Origin of the sequence: Olivibacter domesticus (assembly GCF_900109575.1) — a bacterium.
Taxonomy (GTDB): domain Bacteria; phylum Bacteroidota; class Bacteroidia; order Sphingobacteriales; family Sphingobacteriaceae; genus Olivibacter; species Olivibacter domesticus.
Genome location: NZ_FOAF01000017.1, coordinates 19,491 through 40,981, shown reverse-complemented (window position 1 = coordinate 40,981; position 21,491 = coordinate 19,491). Strand labels below are relative to the sequence as shown.

Here is a 21,491-nt window from a genome sequence, read left to right as displayed (position 1 = left end):
AGGAGGCTTAGCTCAGCTGGTTCAGAGCATCTGCCTTACAAGCAGAGGGTCACTGGTTCGAATCCAGTAGCCTCCACCATATCTAAAGCACTTAAAAGCATTTTTAAGTGCTTTTTTTATGCATATAAATACTATATATGTTCATCCTATAATAAGCCTTATCAGCTTTCTTACTTTTTTTTAGGTCTCCGTAATTAGGATCTGTATATTTGCGAAAAAGTAAAAACATTAAAACCTTTTACATACTATGCAAAAACAAAAAATTATATTAATCGCATCGATAATAGCCTTTCCTCTCTTCTCTTTAGCCCAATCCACTCCTAGCGATAACAAAAGTAACCAATCAAAAACAGTCAATACACCATTCGCCACTCCTCATAATTCGTTAAATGGGGGTACTATTGCAAGTCAATTTGACTACATAAACAAATCCTCTAATAACTACCAGGAATATAAGGTTGTAAAAAAGACTTCTTTAGAAAAATTAGAAAAAAATATAGTCGACTCCCTGAAAGGGATGCAATCTAAATTAAGCAATGTAAACACTACCTTAAACAATCACGATAATGAGGTTTCTTCTTTGAAAGATAGTTTAATTCAAATAAATCAGGAGCTTAAAACCACTAGAGACCAAAAGGAAAGCTTCAGTTTCCTAGGTATACTTTTATCCAAAAGCACATATAACACTTTTGTATGGTGTTTAATAGGTATATTAATGTTTGCACTTCTTTTTTATGTTTATCGTTATAGGCAAAGTCATACCGTAACAGCAGACGCTAAGAAAACGCTTGACGAATTGAAGGAAGAGTTTGACCAACACCGCAAAAAATCAATGGAACGCGAACAAAAGTTAAATAGACGTTTGCAAGATGAGTTAAACAAACGATTCTAAAAGAGAAGGCCGGTTAGTTACACTGGCCTTCTCTTTTAGATAATCACACTTACTTTAAGTGAAGAGAGGCCTGTTGTTGATTCATATCAATTTGACTAGCTGGCAACTTTAAATCCAAGTGAAAAGCCAGATTAAGTTTCTCAATAAAATACGCCGAAAGTAAAGGAGATTCCTTCTCTATATTTTGATGTACAAAAAAATAAAGTGACTTAAGCCCCTTATCTCTCCATTCTTTAATACGATCGATCCAATCATCTAAACGAGCGTAATCACTTTTATGGTTAGCCCCTACATATCGAACAAAAGCCTGAGGGGTTGTTAAGCGCATATGTAACAAATCTCTTCTACCGGCAGTATCAACCACAACATTAGCAACCTTTTCTTTCTCTAACAGTGAGAAATATTTTTCACTCGCATCTTTATCGGCAAACCACTCTTCATTTCTAACCTCAATTGCTAAAGGTATACCTTTTGGAAAAGAGGTAACATATTCCTTTAATCGATCGAACTGGCTAGGTTTAAAGTTATCATGCATCTGTAAAAACGTCATACCTAATTTATCCTCAAAAAAGCTGATCGCATCGCAGAAAGCTTCTGTTGGCTCTTTTGAATTCACAAGCCGCCTAAAATGACTAACAGTATTGGGTATCTTTGGGAAAAACTTGAAGCCCTCTGGCACCTTATTTTTCCATACATCTACTTGTTGTTTATCCGGAGAATTATAAAAAGTAGCATTTAACTCAATAGCATTGAATTGGGATGCATAATACGATAATTCATCCTTTGTTCCACGTGGATAAAACCCCTTTAAATCCTGTTTATTCCATTTCGCACATCCCACAAATACTTCAAAAATGTCCGTACCATTTCCGGCTTTTTCGAGCAGCGCATATGTATCCGGATGAGTTGAAGGTAGTGAAAAATCAATTTTGCTCGGGTCTTCTACCTGTCCAAATTTCATATAGTTCTAATTTTGATATTCAACAATCATCAGTTAACTTTCGTAAAGTTAAGCTTATTTTCTTTCATACCATTAAGTAACAAACGTATTTCAAAATCAATAATTTTGGCCTCGCTTTCCGAATCAATTTTTTCCGATGTGTCAGATGGCTTATGGTAATCGGGATGGTCTCCAGTATGAAAAAATAATACCGGAATACCCTTGGCATAAAAAGACCCATGATCAGAACCGCCGCTACCGGCATTATCTGTAAAAAATTTAACATCAGTCTCGACCCCTTCGAAAATACTCGGCCATTTATCACTTGTTCCGAATCCTCCCACCCCAACGCCCCTTTCGGCATTATAGCGCCCAATCATATCCATATTCAACATAAAACTTATCTTATCAAGTGGTATAACCGGATGATTGACATAATATTTAGAACCTAGCAACCCGAGTTCTTCACCTGAAAAAGCAATAAAAAGTATGTTAAGATTTTCTTTTACATCGTTTTGAGAAAAGTACCTTGCTAATTCGAGTAAGCCTGCAACACCCGAAGCATTATCATCTGCTCCATTATGAATTTTCCCCTCAGGCAATGAATCTTTGGAGCTTCCTTGTTTTCCTAAACCAAGGTGATCATAGTGTGCACCTACTATAATTGTATAGGGTGCATTATTATCCAAAAAGCCTATTAGATTATTCGCTTTTCGCAGGCTATCTTTAACCACAACCTTAGTTACCTTTGCAATAAAGGGTTGTTTATACCCTTTTGATCCAAGTGGTTTTAATTTATACTTTTCGAAGTACTTCTCAATATATTTTGCCGCTCGGTTTATCTCTCGGCTCCCTGTGCCCCTTCCCTTCATTTTATCCGCTGCTAAGTTATTTATGTGCTTCTTTATTAATTCAGCATGCGCATATGTGGAAATTTCCTGCGCGCTCAAAGAGCCAAGCGAATAAAATACAAAAAAATTGAATAGTGTTATTCTTAAAAAAGTTTGTTTAGTAAATAAAAAATCACACATGCTATATTAAAAAAATTCAACTTATATTAAAAAATCATTAACCAAGTACTTCCTCTAAGATTTCACAAGACTTTATGTCACCTACATTATCAATGTGGAGACGATAAAAATCAATTAGTTTATGTAGCAGCACTCTTCTATCAGTGTTGGAAATTTTTACATTTTCCAGCGTTGTAAGCCGACTGGTTAAGATGGAAGCCCATTGGCTTGTATGAGGTTCGTGCAGAACCAATGAATGATTAGGTGGATAACTAGTGAATACGCCATCCTTTAAATCAAAAAAATGTTGCCCTAATTCTTGAGGCGCCGGAAAAAAACCTAAATATCGGGTAAACTTAAGAAGAAAATAAAGGTGAAAATTGACAGGAGTTCTCTCAGAAGAATCTAACCAATTAACCGCATTAAATACAAATTCAAACATGGCATCGTCAGGACCTTGCTGCTTAACACTTTTATAAAGCATCTCATTCAAAAACAGCACCAAAGAACTTTTTATGATATCGTACGGTATGCGTTGAAAGGGAGGCAATTGCCTTGCCTCAGCCATTCGCTGAAGTCCACCAGAATTTTTCTGATATACGACAAGTTCGAGCAAATGTAATGGCTGCAAAACGTTTATACTTATTTTTGCCTTAGCTTTTTTGACGCCATTAACAAGATAAGATTGTACGCCAAATTTTTCTGTAAAAACCTGAACCACTACACTGCTTTCAGCGTAAGGAGTTGTTCGAAGAACAATACCTCTAGTTTTATGCAACACTTCAAAAAGAATTATCGAATTAAACTTACAAGTTTAGGTAAAAAAATGATACTTCCGCAGGTCAATGAGAAAATTGCAGCGATAAGTACAGCACCTGCTGCTGCATCCTTTGCTTTTTTCGCCAAATCATGATAATCAGGCATAACTAAATCCGTTAAAGCTTCCAGTGCTGTATTAACCAGTTCAGTTAGCAATACTACCGCAATTGATAAAACAATCCAACACCACTCTTCTGCGGTCAAATGAAATAGAAAACCAAATAAAACAGCACCAGCAGCAGCGATACTATGAATTCTAAAATTCCGCTCGCTTTTGAAAGATTGCGTTATACCTTCAACTGCCGCACGCAGTGCATCTATAAAATACCTGTTATTCATCATTAGATTGCTTATTCCTCGTATCCAAAATACTTTGTCGCTCGATCTTTCTAATCAAGCTATACACAATCGTTACAAAACCTACTCCAAATGTTACGACGCCAACTATTAACGTAATACCATAGAGGCCGCTCTCAACTCTTTTTAAATACATTCCCAATACAATTAGTGCTATCCCAACGAGGGTAATGCCAATTCCTCTCTTTAAATATTTATTCATATTTATGCCTGCTAATAGTGAACTTCTTGTTAAAGATAACAAATAATATTCCACATTCTCTAAGCTCAACACGCTCAAACCATTGTTTGCCTAGCTGGCTAAAAGATATATATTAAGTTTCAGCACTTCCACTTCTCAGCTTAAAACCTTAACTTTGCATCCTTAAATTTTTGGAATTAATACACTGATGTACAAGGAATATAAACAGCTCGATCTCCCGAATATAGGTGCCAGCATATTGGCTAATTGGCAAGCAAAACAAATTTTTGAAAAAAGCATTACCAATAGGCCGGCGGCAAAACCCTATACATTTTACGAAGGACCTCCATCGGCAAACGGTATGCCTGGTATACATCATGTTATGGCGCGTACGATTAAAGATATATTTTGCAGGTATAAAACCCTGAAGGGATTTCAAGTTAAGAGAAAAGGCGGCTGGGATACACACGGACTTCCTATTGAATTAGCTGTCGAAAAAACACTTGGCATAACAAAAGACGATATTGGTAAAAAAATTTCCGTTGAAGAATACAATGATGCATGTAGACGTGAAGTAATGCGCTATACAGACGTATGGAACGATTTAACAGAAAAGATGGGGTACTGGGTAGATTTAAAAGCTCCTTACATAACCTATCAAAATGAATATATCGAAACCCTATGGTGGATTCTAAAAGAACTTTATAACAAGAACTTACTTTACAAGGGTTATACGATCCAACCTTATTCACCAGCTGCCGGCACTGGATTGAGCTCTCACGAGCTAAATCAACCTGGTACTTACAAGCCTGTAAAGGATACAACAATCATTGCTGAATTCAGAATTGTTAAAGACCAGGTACACCCTTTAATTCCGCAATTATTTGAAGAGGATGGAGAAGATACTTCCTTTATAGCTTGGACAACAACACCTTGGACACTTCCTGCCAATTGTGCGCTCGTTGTGGGCAAAAATATTGACTATGTAAAAGTTCGTACTTTCAATCAATATACGTATGAACCTATCAGCGTTGTTTTAGCAAAAAACCTCGTAGATAAATATTTTAAGAAAGAAGCGCAAGATTTGCCGTTTCAACAATATAAAGAGGGAGATAAATTAATTCCCTGGGAAAAAGCAGCAACATTTAAAGGGCAAGATTTGTTAAATTTAAGGTACGAGCAGCTTTTACCTTATGTTACGAACGAAGATTTACAAAACAACGCCTTTCGTGTTATTGCTGGAGATTTTGTAACTACCGAAGATGGAACGGGCATTGTACATGCCGCTGCTACATTTGGCGCGGATGACTTTCGTGCCTGTCAGGAGAATGGAGTACCGGGAGTTTTTGTAAAGGACGAGAATGGCAAAGATGTACCCATTGTTGATAAAAGAGGTCGTTTTGTTAAGGAAATAACTGATTTTGCATATCGTTTCGTTAAGGAAGAATATTATAGTGATGAGGAACGATCAGCAGCTGATTTTAAACCAACAGATGTACTTATTGCTATCAAACTTAAAGAGGATAATAAGGCCTTTGATGTTAAAAAATATGAACACAGTTATCCGCATTGTTGGAGAACAGATAAGCCGGTGCTTTATTATCCTTTAGACAGCTGGTTTATAAAAACAACAGCAGTAAAAAACAGGCTAGTTGAATTAAATAAAACGATCAACTGGAAACCCGAAGCAACGGGAACAGGACGATTTGGGAACTGGCTAGAAAATCTAGTCGACTGGAACCTGTCACGGTCAAGGTATTGGGGTACACCACTTCCCATCTGGCGCTCTGAAGATGAAAACGAAGAAATTTGTATAGGCTCAATTCCGGAATTACGTGAACGGATTAGCTATAGTTTAACAACGAATGTTTTAGATAGAGAAGAAAGCGAAAAACTTCGGACCTATCTTAATAATTTAGATGCTGATAAATTTGATTTACACCGTCCATACGTTGATGATATTGTATTGGTTTCCGACAATAACCAAAAGTTATTTAGAGAACCCGATTTAATTGATGTTTGGTTTGATTCAGGCTCCATGCCCTATGCACAGTGGGGGCTAGATCACGACAAACTTGCCAAGGGAGACAAACTTCCTTTTAAAGACGGATTTACAGGTGCCTATCCAGCAGATTTTATAGCAGAAGGGGTAGATCAAACAAGGGGATGGTTTTTTACGCTACATGCTATTGCTACAATGCTTTGTGATTCAGTGGCATTTAAAAATGTTGTATCCAATGGCTTGGTATTAGATAAAAACGGCAATAAAATGTCCAAAAGGCTAGGAAATGCTGTAGATCCATTTGTTACGATAGAAAAATACAGCGCTGATGCTACTCGTTGGTACATGATCAGCAATGCTGCGCCGTGGGACAATCTAAAATTTAATGAAGAAGGTTTAGATGAAGTGCGAAGAAAATTTTTTGGCACACTATATAATACATATGCTTTCTTTGCACTCTATGCTAATATCGACAATTTCTCCTACGAAGAGGCAGATATAGCGATTAAAGACCGTCCTGAAATTGATCGCTGGATTGTTTCTTTACTCAATAGTTTAACAAAAGAGATTGATGTATATTATGCCGATTTTGAACCGACCAAAGCAGCACGTGCTATTCAGAACTTCGTTGATGAGCACTTAAGTAATTGGTATGTTAGATTATGCCGCCGTCGATTCTGGAAGGGCGAGTATACTGCAGACAAAATATCAGCGTATCAAACATTATATAACTGTTTGGATACAATAGCTAAACTTATGGCACCTATTGCACCATTTTTTAGTGATCAATTATTTCTCGATCTAAACTCAGTAACAGGGAAAGATCATTCAGAATCGGTGCATTTATCTAATTATCCCGTTTACCATGAGGAACTCGTTGATAAACCGCTAGAAGAGCGTATGACACTGGCCCAGGATATTTCCTCGCTTACCTTGTCGCTTCGTAAAAAAGTTGGTATAAATGTTCGTCAGCCACTAAACAAAATTTTACTTCCAGTGTTAGATGACACATTCAGCACAAAGGTTGAAAAAGTAAAAGACTTAATATTATCCGAAACGAATATTAAGGAAATTGAATTTATCGAAGACACCTCAGGTATTATACGTAAAAAGATTAAACCAAATTTTAAAACTCTTGGCCCGAAAGTTGGTAAGGATATGAAATTAGTTTCGGGAGTTATTAATACGTTTGGAGAAAGTGAAATAGATCAACTTGAAAAATCTGGCAGCTATGCTATCCCTAACACATCGCATATAATAACACTTGAAGATGTAGAAATCATAGCTGAAGACGTTGCAGGTTGGCAAGTAGCCAATATAGACAAGCTAACGGTAGCACTTGATGTAAATATAAGCACATCACTTAAAAACGAAGGAATAGCAAGGGAGTTGATAAATCGTATACAAACACTTCGAAAAGAATTAAAGTTCGAAGTGACCGATAAAATAAATGTTACTGTTAGTAATAGTTCAATTATTGCTGATGCGATTAAAAATAATTTATCCTATATTAGCACGGAGATCTTAGCCAACTCGTTTAAAGTAGATAATAACTTGACCGTTGGAGAGCGTGTTGAAATAGAAACGACTGAGTTAAATGTATTAATTGAAAAAGTGTAAGGTAAGAAAATCTATAATGGTTAGATGAATGAGCAATTTTGAACTCCTTCAATAGATTTAAATTCCTGTAAAAAAATCGAAAAATGGAAAACACAGAAAAGACACGTTACAGTGATGCAGAATTGCAAGAATTTAAAGAAATTATTTTGGAAAAGCTTCGTGTAGCTAAAGAAGAATTAGCGTCGCTAGCAAAGTCTTTGAGTAGCCCTAACAGCAATGGAACGGATGATACTGCAGGCACCTTCAAAACACTCGAGGACGGCTCAGCTACATTAGAGAAGGAACAAATTAATCAACTAGCAGCTCGTCAAAAAAAGTTTATTGACAATTTAGAAGCCGCTTTAGTAAGGATAGAGAATAAGACATACGGAATTTGCAGAGAAACGGGTAAGCTTATACAGAAAGAGCGGTTGAGGGCGGTTCCGCACACCACGCTAAGCATGGAGGCTAAATTAAAACAATACTAAATATTATAATTGGTCATCAATCAAAGGAGAATTGGACTTTTCTACTGTTTTCCGTAAAAAATTGATGACCATTTTACTTTCCGCATATCAATATACATGAAAGGATACACCAAACCTCTCGCCATTATTTTATTGGTAATATTTTTCGATCAAATTATTAAATTTTGGGTTAAGCTTAACATGACCTTAGGCCAAGAATTTAAAATTTTAGGAAATCGCGCCATGATTCATTTTACAGAAAACAATGGTATGGCCTTTGGCATGGAGTTCGGCGGCGAAGGCGGAAAACTTGCACTATCCGTTTTCAGAATTCTTGCTGTACTCGGCATAGGTTATGGGCTTGTTTACATGATTAAACGCAAATACCATCGCGGTTTAATTATGTGTGTAGCACTCATCTTCGCCGGTGCTTTAGGCAATATAATAGATTCCACATTTTATGGCATCATATTTAGCGAAAGTACATGGTATGATAAAGCGCAATTTTTACCTGAAGCAGGAGGCTACAGCAGTCTATTTCATGGAAAAGTAGTGGATATGTTTTATTTCCCCTTACTCAAGGGCACCTTCCCTAGTTGGGTCCCCATATGGTCAAATGAAGAATTTATATTTTTTAGACCCGTATTCAATCTTGCTGATTCAGCAATTTCCGTTGGAGTAATTATTATTTTAATTTTTCAAAAAAGCTATTTTAAAGAAGAAATTCAAGAACCTGCCAGTTATAACAGTGAAATAGTAGAAGAATAATATTTTATAAAATCCGAATACTGTAGCATTTTCTTTCACCAAATCGTTTCTACAAAAAACTATATAACAATTAAATTTAATAATTTAGCTATGAAGAAGTTAATTGCAGCAATGTTATTGGGAACCATTGTATTATCCGCATCTGCCCAAAATATAGACACAAGGCGAAAAATTGAGGTGTATGGTTCTGCAGAAGAAGAGATTACACCTGATATAATTTATGTTTCGATCTCATTAAAAGAGTACTTCAAAGACAACAGCAATAAAAACAAAATTACTATTAATGAATTGGAACGCCAGTTGGCCTCTGCTGTAAAAAAGGCAGGCATTAAGGATGAAGACTTTACCATTAATGATATTTCCAGCTATAACTATAATGATCCAAAAAAGAAAAAAGATCCTGGCTTTCTAGCAAGCAAACAATATCGTATTAAAATTGCTAATTTAAATGCTATCAACGAAATACTAGCAAGCGTAGATGAAAAGGGAATTCAATCTACAAATATTGCTGGTTACGATCATAGCAAAATGACAGAAATAAAAAACGAGTTAAGAATCAAGGCAGTCAACAATGCGCGTGATAAAGCTACAGTTCTAGCACAAGCATTGGGCGACACATTAGGCAAAGCACTTGAAGTAAACGACAATAACACAGACGCTGGCAATCCACAACCACAATATAAAATGATGGCCATGCGTGAACAAGCGGCCGATGCAGTTTCGGGTGATTCACTAGACATTGACTTCAAAAAAATCAAAATTAACTATCAATTTAGAGTTGTATTTGAATTAAAGTAATTTTTGCGGTACACAGTAAAAGAGGAATAGGGAAATCTGTTCCTCTTTTTTATTTAACAAAGATTCCGAAAGTCATCTTAAATTCAAAAACCGGCATTAACTTGTATTTATAAAACTTTTTTGACGCAGACAGGTTTTATCATAATACTGAAACTAAACAAAAATGGACAAGAAAATAGCCTCTTTAGCACAACTTCAAGCAGAAGGAAAATCAATTGATCTACTCCCTTTTTCTATCCGCATACTTTTAGAAAATGTAATCCGTAACCACAATGGCTTTTCTATAACTGATGAGCATCTCGAAACATTAACAAATTGGGTCCCTAGTGGTACCGAAAAAGAAATCCCGTTTAAACCGGCAAGAGTATTAATGCAAGATTTCACGGGAGTACCGGCAGTGGTAGATATTGCATCTATCAGAGCAGAAGTGATTAGAAAAGGAAAGAACGGGAATAGAATAAACCCCGCTATCCCCGTTGATTTAGTCATTGATCATTCCGTACAGGTAGATTATTTCGGAACCGATTATGCATATAATAAAAACGTTGAATTAGAGTACGAAAGAAATTCAGAAAGATATCAGTTATTGAAATGGGCGCAAAAAGGACTAGATAATTTTACTGTTGTTCCGCCAGGCATGGGTATTTGTCATCAAGTAAATCTTGAATACTTAGCGAAAGGCGTTATTGACCGAGATGAATGGTACTTCCCAGACACCTTAGTTGGCACTGATTCACACACACCAATGGTAAATGGTATAGGCGTATTGGGATGGGGCGTAGGTGGTATCGAAGCAGAAGCAGCAATGTTAGGACAGCCTATTTATTTTACCTGCCCACAAGTAGTTGGTTTAAAATTAACAGGCAAAATACCGGAAGGATGTACTGCTACAGACATGGTTTTAGCCATTACAAAACTCCTTAGAGATTATGGAGTAGTAGGTAAGTTTGTTGAAGTTTTTGGAAATGGTTTAGATCATCTAACCGTAACAGATAGAGCTACAATATCAAATATGTCTCCAGAATTTGGCTGTACTGTTACCTATTTTCCGATTGATCATCAAACCTTAGACTATATGCAACGCACGAATCGTACACCTGAACATATTGACTTAGTAGAAGCATATTGTAAAGAAAACATGCTTTGGCGTAGCGGAGAGGAAGCCATTATTTACACAGACGTTTTAACACTGGATCTAGGGTCACTTCAGGCAACGGTTGCAGGTCCAAAACGACCTCAAGACAAAATTCTGGTTAAAGATTTATTTAAAAAATTTGGAGAATTATTAAATGAGGAATACAGCCGTGCCTATATTCCCTACAAAAATAGAGAGGTAAATACTTGGATTTCCGAAGGGGGATCCGGTACTGAATATGCGGGAGCAAATGGTCATGGAAGTACGCAAATACAAGTTAAATCTGACGAATTAAAAACCGTTCGTATCATTAATAATAACCAGCAATATGTGTTAAGTGATGGGTCTCTTGTGATTGCAGCCATTACAAGCTGTACAAACACGTCAAATCCAGCAGTAATGTTGGGCGCTGGCTTAGTAGCTCGCAAAGCTGTAGAAAGAGGACTGAGAACGAAATCGTGGGTAAAGACAAGTTTGGCACCAGGATCAAAAGTAGTTACGGAATATTTAAAAAGGTCTGGTCTATTGGAAGACCTTGAAGCACTTCGATTTCATCATGTAGGATATGGTTGTACCTCTTGCATCGGTAACAGTGGTCCCCTCCCTCCTCACATTGCAGAGGCTATAGACAAAGCAGATTTAGTAGTTTCATCTATATTGAGCGGAAATCGAAACTTCGAAGCACGCGTGCACCCACAAGTTAAAATGAACTTCCTTGCTTCTCCTATGCTGGTAGTTGTTTATGCACTGATTGGACGAATTGATGTGGATATATTGAACGACCCTATAAATCTGGATCCCAATGGCGAACCAGTGTATCTAAAAGATATATGGCCATCTCAAGAGGAAATCAATAAGGCCGTCGAAACGTTTGTGAAGCAGCAGGATTTTAAAGACGTATACGATGTGATATTTGACGGAAACGAACAGTGGCAAAACTTGGTTGCCCCATCTGGTAATAACTACGAGTGGAACAGTAAATCTACCTATATTCAGGAAGCGCCATTTTTTAAAGACATAAGTTCCGAACCACAACAAATAAAAGATATTGAAGAAGCAAGAGTGCTATTGTATCTGGGTGACTCGGTCACTACCGACCATATTTCGCCAGCAGGATCTTTTAAATCTGATAGTGTTGCCGGTAAATACTTGCAGGAAAAAGGAGTAGAAGTGAAAGATTTTAATTCATATGGATCAAGAAGGGGAAATCACGAGGTAATGATGCGCGGGACATTTGCTAATGTCCGAATTAAGAACAAAATCAGTGATATTGAAGGTGGTTTTACTACTCATTTTCCTTCAGGTGAGATTAAATCAATTTACGATGCTGCGCAGGACTACATTCATGAGGATACACCGCTCATTATACTTGCAGGAAAAGAATATGGAAGCGGCTCTTCTCGTGATTGGGCAGCAAAAGGAACCAGTTTATTGGGCGTTAAGGCCGTTATTGCAGAAAGTTTCGAACGTATTCACCGAAGTAATTTAGTAGGTATGGGCATAGCCCCGCTTGAATTTCCCGAAGGCGCCAGTGCAGCTTCTTTATCTTTAGATGGAACCGAAATTTTTACCATTGAAGGACTTGCAGATGATCTTCAACCGCACAAGCAATTAAAAGTAACTGCAAAAAAACAGGGTGGTGAAAATATTGAATTTAATGCACACGCCAGATTTGATTCAATAATTGAAGTTGAATATTATAAAAACGGAGGCATACTGCAATATGTATTACGTGATTTCCTAAAAAATGAGCACTAAAAACATATTTAACTGTGTAACAAACAGTTAAAATTGTTAAAAAATTTGCTTTACATTTTGCTTTTTCTTATATTTATTTTTAAATCAAACCAAAAACCTAAAAATCACATTTAGTGTTTTTTGTTTTTAATTAAAATTAAGGAGGGATTAGGCAATGAAGAATTTATTATTAGTGGTGGCGGCAGTGATTTACTCAAACCTAGTATTGGCAAACCAATCGATCGGTGATGGGGAGGAATATAGTACCCCAAAAGCGATTATATACATAGTCGTTGGAGTACTTTTAATTACTGTTATAGCCACTGTACTTTACAAAAGGCCAAAACGCAAATTTAATGAATAAAAAGGGCCCTGCTTAAGGGCTCTTTTTGTATAATAGACCTCCTATCGCTTAATCCTTTGCTCAATTAATCTGATAACACACTTCCTCCTACTTCAGCTTTAAATACTAGTTCTAATAAACTAAGGGAAATTTCTTAACTTCGCATATGTCAAAAACTGATGTAGCCAACCGCATAGAAACGTTAATCAAGGAGTTAAATGAGCATAATTACAAATATTATGTCTTAGCTCAACCTAGTATATCTGATTTTGATTTTGACCAAAAACTATCAGAGTTAGCTGCGTTGGAGAAAGAATATCCGGCACTTTTAGATCCAGATTCACCCACTCAAAAAGTTGGTGGGGATATAACGAAGCAATTCAAGACAGTACGCCATAAATGGCCCATGTTATCATTAAGTAACACGTATAGTGAGGGTGAACTGAACGACTTTGATGCAAGAGTACGTAAAGTACTTGGAGACGATTTTGAGTATGTTTGCGAACTAAAGTTCGATGGTTTATCCATAAGCCTAACCTATGAGCATGGAGTTCTAACAAGAGGAGTTACCCGCGGAGACGGAACACAGGGCGATGAGGTTACCACTAATGTACGTACTATAAAAAGTGTTCCGAACAAATTGAGAAAAAATGGTTTTCCTGAAGTATTTGAAATTAGAGGGGAAGTGTTCATGCACAGAGCAGCTTTTGAAAGGCTCAATAACGAACGGATAGAAAACGGAGAAATTCCTTATGCAAACCCACGTAACTTTGCTTCCGGAACGATCAAGTTACAAGATTCTTCGGAAGTAGCTAAGCGTCCATTGGACTGTTTTCTGTATTTCCTATATATGGATGGTCGGGACAAACAGTTCAAGAACCATTGGGATAGCTTAAATGCCGTAAAATCTTGGGGATTTCACGTATGTGAGCACACGAAATTATGTAATTCACTCGACGACGTATTTAAATTTATACACCATTGGGAAAAAGAGAGACACCATTTAAGCTATGAAATAGATGGCATCGTCATCAAAGTTAACAGCTATGCACAGCAAGACGAACTGGGATTTACCGCAAAATCTCCTCGTTGGGCTATTTCCTATAAATATAAAGCGGAAGAAGTTGAAACAATCTTACAATCTGTGAGTTATCAGGTAGGTCGTACGGGTGCAGTTACCCCCGTTGCCAATCTAAAACCGGTGCAACTATCTGGCACAACAGTTAAACGTGCAACTTTACACAATGCAAACGAAATGGCAAGACTAGATTTGCATGAACTGGACACTGTAATCGTTGAGAAAGGTGGGGAAATTATACCAAAAATCACTTCAGTGAATACTTCTTTACGCGTTCCCGAAACGAAGCAAATACAATACCCAAGTACTTGCCCTGCTTGTAATACCCTTTTAATCAGAAAAGAGGGAGAGGCCGTATATTATTGTCCAAATGAAGAAGGATGTCCTCCTCAAATAGTAGGAAAAATCCAGCATTTTATTAGTCGGAAAGCAATGGATATTGAGGGCATGGGAAACGAAACAGTAGAAGTGTTACATAAAAGAGGCTTATTAAATCGAGTGAGCGATTTATATAATCTACATCGTCATCAAGATGTTTTATCACAAATTGAACGTTTCGGTGCTAAATCTATTCAAAACATGTTAGACGGCATCGAAAAATCAAAACAGAAACCCTTTGAGAAGGTTCTATTCGGACTGGGGATTCGATATGTAGGTGAAACGATTGCTAAGAAGCTCGCTCTCGGCTTTAAAAATATTGATAATGTGATTGCGGCCAACGAAGAAGATATTGCTGCCGTAGATGAAATAGGTGAAAGAATAGCCGAAAGCGTAAGAGAATATCTGTCTAAGCCTTTGCACTTAGAACAGATTAGATTTCTAAAAGAAAACGGTTTAAACTTTGAAGTGGAGGAAAAAATAATTCAGTTGAGCAGTAACAAACTAGTAGAGAAGTCTTTCATAATTTCTGGGGTTTTTGAGCAGTACAGCAGAGAAGAACTTACGCAGTTAATTTTAGATAATGGTGGCAAGATTTTAGGAAGTATAAGCGGCAAGCTCGATTACCTCGTTGCAGGAGATAAAATGGGTCCTTCAAAGCTAGCTAAAGCCCAAAAGTTAAATATTCCAATTATTTCGGAAGAAGAGCTTATTAAATTGATAGAATAAATTTACGAATTGTGCTATTTTTGTATTAGGTTTGAAAACTGAATACAAAATTCACAATATAACAATCATTTAAAAACAATGAACAACCTACATGGTGCCGGTGTGGCATTAGTTACTCCATTCAATAATGATGGAAGTATTGATTTCGAAGGATTGTCTAGACTGATTGAATATCAAATAGACGGAGGAATGGATTACCTAGTTAGTATGGGAACAACTGGAGAAGTTGCAACCTTAACGAAGGAAGAAAAGAAACAAATATTAGACTTTACTGCTGATAAAGTTGCCGGGCGTGTACCATTGGTTGCTGGTTTTGGAGGCAATAATACGGCGGAGCTAGTGGCTCAAATAAAGGAATTTAATAATCCTGCGTACCAAGCTATATTATCGGTTAGTCCGTATTATAATAAACCAACACAAGAAGGAATATATCAACATTATAAAGCTATTGCACAAGCAACGGAGTTACCTATCATACTTTATAACGTTCCGGGAAGAACAGGCAGCATGGTATCCGTAGATACAATCATTCGTTTAGCCAATGACTTTCCTAATATTATTGGTGTTAAAGAAGCATCGGCAAATTTTGAACATTTCACTAGAATAATGGCCAGAAAGCCAGAAGGCTTTTTATTAATTTCTGGTGATGATGCATTAACGCTTCCAATGATGTCATTAGGTGCGGTTGGTGTTATCACCGTTGTTGGCAATGCTTTTCCGAAACAGACACAACAACTTGTTAAATTTTGCAATGAGTGGCATTATGAAGAAGCGCGTAAACTGCATTATGATCTATTACAGATAGACGATTTATGTTTCATTGAAGGTAATCCTGCTGGCGTGAAAGAAATGCTTAAGGAACTTAACATATGTGGCAATTACGTCCGTTTACCCTTGGTAGAAGTAAGCGACGAAACTAAAAAGAAAATCGCCTTAGCCGTTCGGGAAATTGATGGTAAGGTTATTGCTTAATTAATTGAATTAACCCGTTTATAGATGAGATGGCCGCGACAACGAGACTATCTAAACGTTCAAACATAAAGGTCCGTATCGTTAACGCGATACGGACCTTTCAATTTCTTCCTAGTTTATTCGGTATTATTTAGAAGTGGAATTTTTTGCTTCTTGAACCTCTAAACGGATAGATTGTGCTAAATTTTTAACATCTTGAAGACCCTTCCTAACACGTGTTCCAGCTGCACTATTTCCTTTGTTAAAAAACTTGTCAGCATCACCATCTAAACCCTCAATTAAACTTTTAAGCTCGTTGAATTTTTCAATGCTTGCCATAAAATATTACTCCTTTTAATTGTTAATAGTTAATAATATATTGTACCAATAGCTAATGTATAATCTTTTTTCCGAAAAAAAAATTTTTTAACCGCTTTAAGTGTTATTTAAACAACAATAATAAAAAGTTGAAAAATAAAAAGCAAACCTCCATTCAACTAAATAACTGATATACAAAAAGATAAAAAAAAGAAGATCCGTTGGTAGGATCTTCTTTTCTATAATCATAATGAGTACTTTTTTAGGCCGGAACAACTTGTTGTTCTCTATAGTATCCATTATTTAACTTATCAGAAACTTCTGAAAAGGCGAATATCGTTTCTTTTACATCATCCAACGTATGCATTGCTGTTGGTATTAATCTCAATTCTATTTGTCCCTTTGGTATTACGGGATAAACAACTATAGAACAAAAAATACCATAATTTTCTCGCAGGTCCATTGTGAGCGCTGTTGCTTCCGACAAATCTCCTTTTAAAAAAACCGGTGTGACCATGGTATTTGTATGACCAATATCAAAACCATTATCTTTCAAACCCTTTTGTAATGAAGTAGCTATTTTCCATAATTTTTCACGTAAACCTGGTTCTCCCTTTAATAACTCCAACCTTTTTTTCAATCCTATTACCATCGGCATTGGCAGCGATTTAGCAAATGTTTGTGAACGCATATTATAACGAAGGAAGGTTACAATATTCTCATTTCCAGCAACAAAGGCGCCTATCCCTGCCATTGATTTCGCAAATGTACCAAAATAAATATCCACACCATCAATACAATCTTGGGCTTCATGCGTTCCAGCGCCTGTAGGCCCCATTGTTCCAAATCCATGCGCATCATCTACTAAAAGCCGGAAATTAAATTTGTCCTTCAACGCATTAATTTCCTTCAGCTTACCTTGTGCGCCCGACATACCAAACACTCCTTCGGTTATGACTAGTATCGCACCGCCAGTTTGTTCAGTAATTTTTGTAGCTCTCTCTAATTGCTTTTTGCAGCTATCAATATCATTATGCTGATACACAAATCTTTTCCCCATATGAAGCCTAACGCCATCAATTATGCAGGCGTGTGATTCAGCGTCATAAACGATGACATCATTTCTATCAACTAATGCGTCAATAATAGAAACCATGCCTTGATAACCATAATTTAAAAGAAAAGCGTCTTCTTTTCCTACAAACGACGCAAGATCTTGCTCTAAAGCTTCATGATGATTCGAGTTCCCAGACATCATTCGCGCGCCCATTGGATAAGCCATGCCATACTCTTTTGCAGCTATGGCATCTATTGCTCTCACTTCCGGATGGTTTGCTAAGCCCAAGTAATTATTTAAGCTCCATACTAAATGATCTTTACCCCTAAATTTCATATGCGGGCCAATGTCTCCTTCCAGTTTAGGAAAAGAAAAGTAACCATGAGACCATTTGTGATGTTGTCCGATAGGACCCAAATTGTTTGATATTTTATCGAATAAATCCAACGTGTAATTATATTTAGTTTTCAAATCACTTTACAATCACCTTGCCAATAATTATCGGGACAGCGTATCTTGTAAAATTCACCTTCCATATCCGCGTAATAAAATCCTACGCGATGCAATTCATTAGTCACGTCTATAAGTCGCTACCTGAATTTAAGCCTCCACAAAGATAAAGTTTCATGCTGTTAATATCAACTTTCAACTGAACCGTTTTGAAAATGAGTATAAAAACTTCTCTTTTATGCATTTTTTACTACAAAAAAAGCCAGATGAAATAGCTTCATCCGGCTTTATATTTTCCTATTTTTATAATTTGTTAATCAACATTATCATGTAGAAAAGAATTATTCGGACGTATTTCTGTAATTCCATCCTCTGATGAAAGTGTAAACCTGGAAACTTGAGATTCAGAAGAATGTGGCACCTGATCTAACGACTTCTGCTTTCTTCTATAAGCAGGTTCGTTTTCAATCTCCTGCAATCCATTTGTCGACCTAAGCTTCATACTCAAATCTTTCAATCTGAGGATCCGTTCCTTCGTCTTTCTTAATTGCTCTTCAATACTTTCGTCGGTTTTGTATTCATCTACTTGTTTTGCTACAGGCTCCTCCGTTTTGTTAGGTGGTTCTTCATTAGCTATTTTGCCAATATTATTTTCCACCGCTTCTTTCTGCTGATCTTCCGAAGGATTTTTAGTAAACAAAAATTCACTTTCCGCCTCTTTTAACTGATACTCATCTGTATTTGGGGTTATTTCGGGAATCGGTTCTTCTTCAATTAGTGTATGCCTAATCACTTCATTCTTTTTTGGCGCTACTCTATTTTCCGCTTGATTCTGCGATTTATTAAAACCGCTGAACAAATCAACCTGAGGTACTGCTGTTGGTTCAACTTTCAATTGAAAAGACGGTGCAGCATTCTGTACAGGTGCAGCAGGTGTTTCAACCTCCTTTTCCTTATTAAGAATCTGATTTACTGGCCTAACCAAAGGAACCTTTTCTTCTTCCAATGGTATAGCAATTTTTTTATTGTTTTCCTCCTGCTTACGTTCTTCCGTTGTTTGGAAACCTGTAGCAATAATAGTTACAGATAAATCATTATCCAAGGTTTCATCTAAGCAATTACCCCAGATAATTTCAGCGGTGAAGCCGGCCCTCTCCTGAATGTAGTCAGTAATTACTGAAATTTCGTCCATAGTAACCTCTTGGCTACCAGAAGAAATATTCAACAATATATACCTTGCACCTTCAATTTCGCTATCTTTCAATAAGGGTGATGCGAGAGCACCTTCTACAGCCTTCTGCGCACGGTCATCACCATTTGCCTTTGAATTCCCCATAATCGCTACCCCACTATCATTCATTACTGTCCTCACATCTTTGAAGTCCACATTGATGTAACCAGGGATCGTAATAATCTCAGCTATACCTTTTGCAGCAGTAGTTAAAATGTCATCAGCTTTTGCAAAAGCTGAACTCATTGTAAGATTTCCGAAGATTTCACGTAATCTATCATTGGAAATCACCAGATAAGAATCAACATATTTTCGCAATTCTGACAAACCATCCTCAGCCTGATTTCTACGTCGTTTACCCTCAAAGGCAAATGGCGTAGTAACAATAGCAACCGTTAGAACACCTATTTCTTTTGCTGCTTTAGCAATTACAGGACTCGCTCCCGTGCCAGTACCCCCTCCCATACCAGCTGTTATAAACAGCATTTTAGTATTAACGCCTAACATCCGTTTGATGTCGTCAATACTTTCGATGGCCGAGTTTTCACCTACATCAGGGTCTGAACCAGCGCCCATACCTTCCGTTAAACTAGCACCTAGTTGAACTTTATTAGGTATCGGACTTAACTCTAATGCTTGTGCATCGGTATTGCAGATTATAAAGTCCACACCGCTAATTCCCTGTCTATACATGTGGTTAACTGCATTGCCACCACCTCCGCCAACACCTATTACCTTTATAATAGATGATTGTTCTTTAAGCATTTCAAATTTCATAACTATCCTAATTTACTCGTAATGAGTGGTATCCTAATCTTAAAATCGTGTTACTTTCGCATGGTAATATTAACACTTTTTCCACAATTGTTTTCCACAATTGTTTATAATGTGGAAAAATAACCCGGTGTGGAAAACTATTTAATATAATCCGTATCTTCTATTTTATTGTCGTCACTTATGTACCGGATAATCTTATCTAAGAAACCGAACGTTTTCTTTCCCTCCTCAGCAATACCTTTAACTACCTGGCTTTTAGCTGGATGTTCAACCTCATCATACTCCACCGATTCAACTCCTTTTATCAGCAAGCCAATGCCGGTTGCATACAAAGGACTTTTTAGCTCATCATATATGTTTTTCGGTAGCACCTCATTTTTGGAAAGATGCTCATTAGGCATACCAATTCTACATTCAAGTCCGGTAACATACTCTACCAACTGAACTAAGTGTTTCAATTGTGCACCACCACCAGTAATTACAATTCCACCTATTAACTTACGTTCATAACCGGAAGATTTGATCTCGTAGTAAACGTGCTCAATAATTTCTTCCATTCTTGCTTGAATAATATACGCAAGATTTTTCACTGAGATCTCCTTATGTTCCCTACCCCTTAATCCCGGTACACAGATAATTTCGTTTTCTCTATTTTCATCTGCTAGAGCTGATCCAAAACGAACTTTTAGTAATTCCGCTTGATTGCGCAGCACAGAACATCCTTGTTTTATATCTTCCGTCACAATATTCCCTCCCAAAGGAATAACGGCTGTATGGCGGATGATACCTTCGTGAAAAATCGCTACATCAGTTGTCCCCCCACCTATATCAACCAACACCACTCCAGCATCTTTTTCTTCAGGGCTCAATACGGCTTCAGAGGAAGCCAAAGGCTCTAAGATCAGCTCCTGTGCTTCTAGAGTAGCATATTCTACGCAACGTTTAATATTTCTTACAGCACTAACATGACCAGAAATGATATGGAAATTTGCTTCCATTCTTCGTCCTGCCATCCCAATAGGATCTTTAATACCAGGCTCGTTGTCGATTGTAAACTCTTGAGGCAGCACATGGATAATTTCTTCGCCAGGAGGAAGAACAAGCTTGTACATATCTTCCACTAGTTTTTCGATATCTTTCCTACCTATTTCGTTATCGTCTCTTCTCGTCAAAATACCCCGATGTTGCAAGCTTTTAATATGTTGACCAGCAATACCTACATTAACAACTTTAATATCCACATTTGACTGGGCGCTTGCCTCCTCGACAGCTTTAACGATACTTGTCACAGTTTTCTGAATATTGGCTACCACTCCACGGCTTACCCCTAGAGATTCGGCTTTCCCAATTCCAAGTACTTCAATCTTGTTATGCCCGCTCCTACGGCCCACTGTTACACAAATCTTCGTGGTACCGATATCTAGTCCTACAACTATTGGAGCATCTTTCGTATTAGTTGTTCGTTTTTCCATGT

Annotated in this window: 18 protein-coding genes and 1 tRNA gene; 10 read left to right on the top strand and 9 right to left on the bottom strand. The window is 37.1% G+C overall.

The window, feature by feature from the left end; translation table 11 throughout:
- Position 1 precedes the first annotated feature (1 nt).
- Positions 2 to 79: transfer RNA gene (locus BMY50_RS27445), tRNA-Val, on the top strand.
- A gap of 168 nt (positions 80 to 247) precedes the next feature.
- A complete protein-coding gene (locus BMY50_RS27440) occupies positions 248 to 892 on the top strand; it encodes a hypothetical protein (RefSeq protein ID WP_202907953.1) in 645 nt (214 codons plus the stop codon).
- A 49-nt stretch (positions 893 to 941) separates the two neighbouring features.
- Here the strand turns inward: BMY50_RS27440 and BMY50_RS27435 are convergent, their stop codons facing one another.
- The 5 genes from BMY50_RS27435 to BMY50_RS27415 form a co-directional block, all read right to left on the bottom strand.
- Entirely contained in the window at positions 942 to 1,853 is a 912-nt protein-coding gene (locus tag BMY50_RS27435) for a DUF72 domain-containing protein (RefSeq protein ID WP_093332995.1), read from the bottom strand.
- A 29-nt stretch (positions 1,854 to 1,882) separates the two neighbouring features.
- Positions 1,883 to 2,782 carry a M20/M25/M40 family metallo-hydrolase gene (locus BMY50_RS27430; protein ID WP_238383909.1) on the bottom strand — a complete coding sequence of 300 codons (900 nt, stop codon included), beginning with the start codon at positions 2,780 to 2,782 and terminating at the stop codon, positions 1,883 to 1,885.
- Between the two features lie 118 nt (positions 2,783 to 2,900).
- Complete coding sequence (recO, locus tag BMY50_RS27425) at positions 2,901 to 3,623, bottom strand: DNA repair protein RecO (protein ID WP_093332989.1); 723 nt, start codon at positions 3,621 to 3,623, stop codon at positions 2,901 to 2,903.
- Between the two features lie 11 nt (positions 3,624 to 3,634).
- Positions 3,635 to 4,003: a diacylglycerol kinase family protein gene (locus BMY50_RS27420; protein WP_093332985.1), complete on the bottom strand. Its 369-nt coding sequence runs from the start codon at positions 4,001 to 4,003 to the stop codon at positions 3,635 to 3,637.
- Entirely contained in the window at positions 3,993 to 4,220 is a 228-nt protein-coding gene (locus BMY50_RS27415; protein ID WP_093332982.1) for a signal peptidase, read from the bottom strand. Before BMY50_RS27415 ends, BMY50_RS27420 begins: the two co-directional genes overlap by 11 nt.
- A gap of 187 nt (positions 4,221 to 4,407) precedes the next feature.
- On the opposite strand from BMY50_RS27415, the gene ileS reads away from it, so the two are divergent.
- The 8 genes from ileS to dapA all read left to right on the top strand — a co-directional run bounded on the left by ileS (position 4,408) and on the right by dapA (position 16,205).
- Complete coding sequence (gene ileS / locus BMY50_RS27410) at positions 4,408 to 7,821, top strand: isoleucine--tRNA ligase (RefSeq protein ID WP_093332980.1); 3,414 nt, start codon at positions 4,408 to 4,410, stop codon at positions 7,819 to 7,821.
- Positions 7,822 to 7,904: 83 nt separating this feature from the next.
- Positions 7,905 to 8,288: a TraR/DksA family transcriptional regulator gene (locus BMY50_RS27405; protein ID WP_093332977.1), complete on the top strand. Its 384-nt coding sequence runs from the start codon at positions 7,905 to 7,907 to the stop codon at positions 8,286 to 8,288.
- A gap of 96 nt (positions 8,289 to 8,384) precedes the next feature.
- Positions 8,385 to 9,035, top strand: coding sequence for a lipoprotein signal peptidase (locus BMY50_RS27400; RefSeq protein WP_093332975.1), 651 nt, complete (start codon positions 8,385 to 8,387; stop codon positions 9,033 to 9,035).
- A 90-nt stretch (positions 9,036 to 9,125) separates the two neighbouring features.
- Positions 9,126 to 9,833 carry an SIMPL domain-containing protein gene (locus tag BMY50_RS27395; RefSeq protein WP_093332972.1) on the top strand — a complete coding sequence of 236 codons (708 nt, stop codon included), beginning with the start codon at positions 9,126 to 9,128 and terminating at the stop codon, positions 9,831 to 9,833.
- Positions 9,834 to 9,996: 163 nt separating this feature from the next.
- A complete protein-coding gene (gene acnA / locus BMY50_RS27390) occupies positions 9,997 to 12,726 on the top strand; it encodes an aconitate hydratase AcnA (protein WP_093332970.1) in 2,730 nt (909 codons plus the stop codon).
- 154 nt (positions 12,727 to 12,880) lie between these two features.
- On the top strand, positions 12,881 to 13,069 hold the full coding sequence (locus BMY50_RS27385) for a hypothetical protein (RefSeq protein WP_093332968.1): 189 nt from the start codon (positions 12,881 to 12,883) through the stop codon (positions 13,067 to 13,069).
- Positions 13,070 to 13,214: 145 nt separating this feature from the next.
- Positions 13,215 to 15,233, top strand: a complete 2,019-nt coding sequence (gene ligA / locus BMY50_RS27380; protein ID WP_093332965.1) for an NAD-dependent DNA ligase LigA — start codon at positions 13,215 to 13,217, stop codon at positions 15,231 to 15,233.
- 78 nt (positions 15,234 to 15,311) lie between these two features.
- Positions 15,312 to 16,205 (top strand): 4-hydroxy-tetrahydrodipicolinate synthase, encoded by an 894-nt coding sequence (dapA, locus tag BMY50_RS27375; RefSeq protein ID WP_093332963.1) that lies wholly within the window; start codon positions 15,312 to 15,314, stop codon positions 16,203 to 16,205.
- Positions 16,206 to 16,331: 126 nt separating this feature from the next.
- Here dapA and BMY50_RS27370 read toward each other — a convergent pair whose 3' ends face one another.
- The 4 genes from BMY50_RS27370 to ftsA all read right to left on the bottom strand — a co-directional run bounded on the left by BMY50_RS27370 (position 16,332) and on the right by ftsA (position 21,489).
- Entirely contained in the window at positions 16,332 to 16,523 is a 192-nt protein-coding gene (locus tag BMY50_RS27370) for a histone H1 (RefSeq protein WP_093332961.1), read from the bottom strand.
- A gap of 241 nt (positions 16,524 to 16,764) precedes the next feature.
- Entirely contained in the window at positions 16,765 to 18,006 is a 1,242-nt protein-coding gene (locus BMY50_RS27365; RefSeq protein WP_093332958.1) for an aminotransferase class I/II-fold pyridoxal phosphate-dependent enzyme, read from the bottom strand.
- Positions 18,007 to 18,322: 316 nt separating this feature from the next.
- Positions 18,323 to 20,017, bottom strand: coding sequence for a cell division protein FtsZ (gene ftsZ, locus BMY50_RS27360; protein ID WP_093332956.1), 1,695 nt, complete (start codon positions 20,015 to 20,017; stop codon positions 18,323 to 18,325).
- Positions 20,018 to 20,154: 137 nt separating this feature from the next.
- A complete protein-coding gene (gene ftsA, locus BMY50_RS27355) occupies positions 20,155 to 21,489 on the bottom strand; it encodes a cell division protein FtsA (protein ID WP_093332954.1) in 1,335 nt (444 codons plus the stop codon).
- Positions 21,490 to 21,491 lie beyond the last annotated feature (2 nt).

Coding starts and splice junctions, on each gene's coding strand:
- BMY50_RS27440 (WP_202907953.1), top strand. CDS start 248: ATGCAAAAACAAAAAATTATATTAATCGCATCGATAATAGCCTTTCCT.
- BMY50_RS27435 (WP_093332995.1), bottom strand. CDS start 1,853: ATGAAATTTGGACAGGTAGAAGACCCGAGCAAAATTGATTTTTCACTA.
- BMY50_RS27420 (WP_093332985.1), bottom strand. CDS start 4,003: ATGATGAATAACAGGTATTTTATAGATGCACTGCGTGCGGCAGTTGAA.
- BMY50_RS27415 (WP_093332982.1), bottom strand. CDS start 4,220: ATGAATAAATATTTAAAGAGAGGAATTGGCATTACCCTCGTTGGGATA.
- ileS (WP_093332980.1), top strand. CDS start 4,408: ATGTACAAGGAATATAAACAGCTCGATCTCCCGAATATAGGTGCCAGC.
- BMY50_RS27405 (WP_093332977.1), top strand. CDS start 7,905: ATGGAAAACACAGAAAAGACACGTTACAGTGATGCAGAATTGCAAGAA.
- BMY50_RS27400 (WP_093332975.1), top strand. CDS start 8,385: ATGAAAGGATACACCAAACCTCTCGCCATTATTTTATTGGTAATATTT.
- BMY50_RS27395 (WP_093332972.1), top strand. CDS start 9,126: ATGAAGAAGTTAATTGCAGCAATGTTATTGGGAACCATTGTATTATCC.
- acnA (WP_093332970.1), top strand. CDS start 9,997: ATGGACAAGAAAATAGCCTCTTTAGCACAACTTCAAGCAGAAGGAAAA.
- BMY50_RS27385 (WP_093332968.1), top strand. CDS start 12,881: ATGAAGAATTTATTATTAGTGGTGGCGGCAGTGATTTACTCAAACCTA.
- ligA (WP_093332965.1), top strand. CDS start 13,215: ATGTCAAAAACTGATGTAGCCAACCGCATAGAAACGTTAATCAAGGAG.
- dapA (WP_093332963.1), top strand. CDS start 15,312: ATGAACAACCTACATGGTGCCGGTGTGGCATTAGTTACTCCATTCAAT.
- BMY50_RS27370 (WP_093332961.1), bottom strand. CDS start 16,523: ATGGCAAGCATTGAAAAATTCAACGAGCTTAAAAGTTTAATTGAGGGT.
- ftsZ (WP_093332956.1), bottom strand. CDS start 20,017: ATGAAATTTGAAATGCTTAAAGAACAATCATCTATTATAAAGGTAATA.
- ftsA (WP_093332954.1), bottom strand. CDS start 21,489: ATGGAAAAACGAACAACTAATACGAAAGATGCTCCAATAGTTGTAGGA.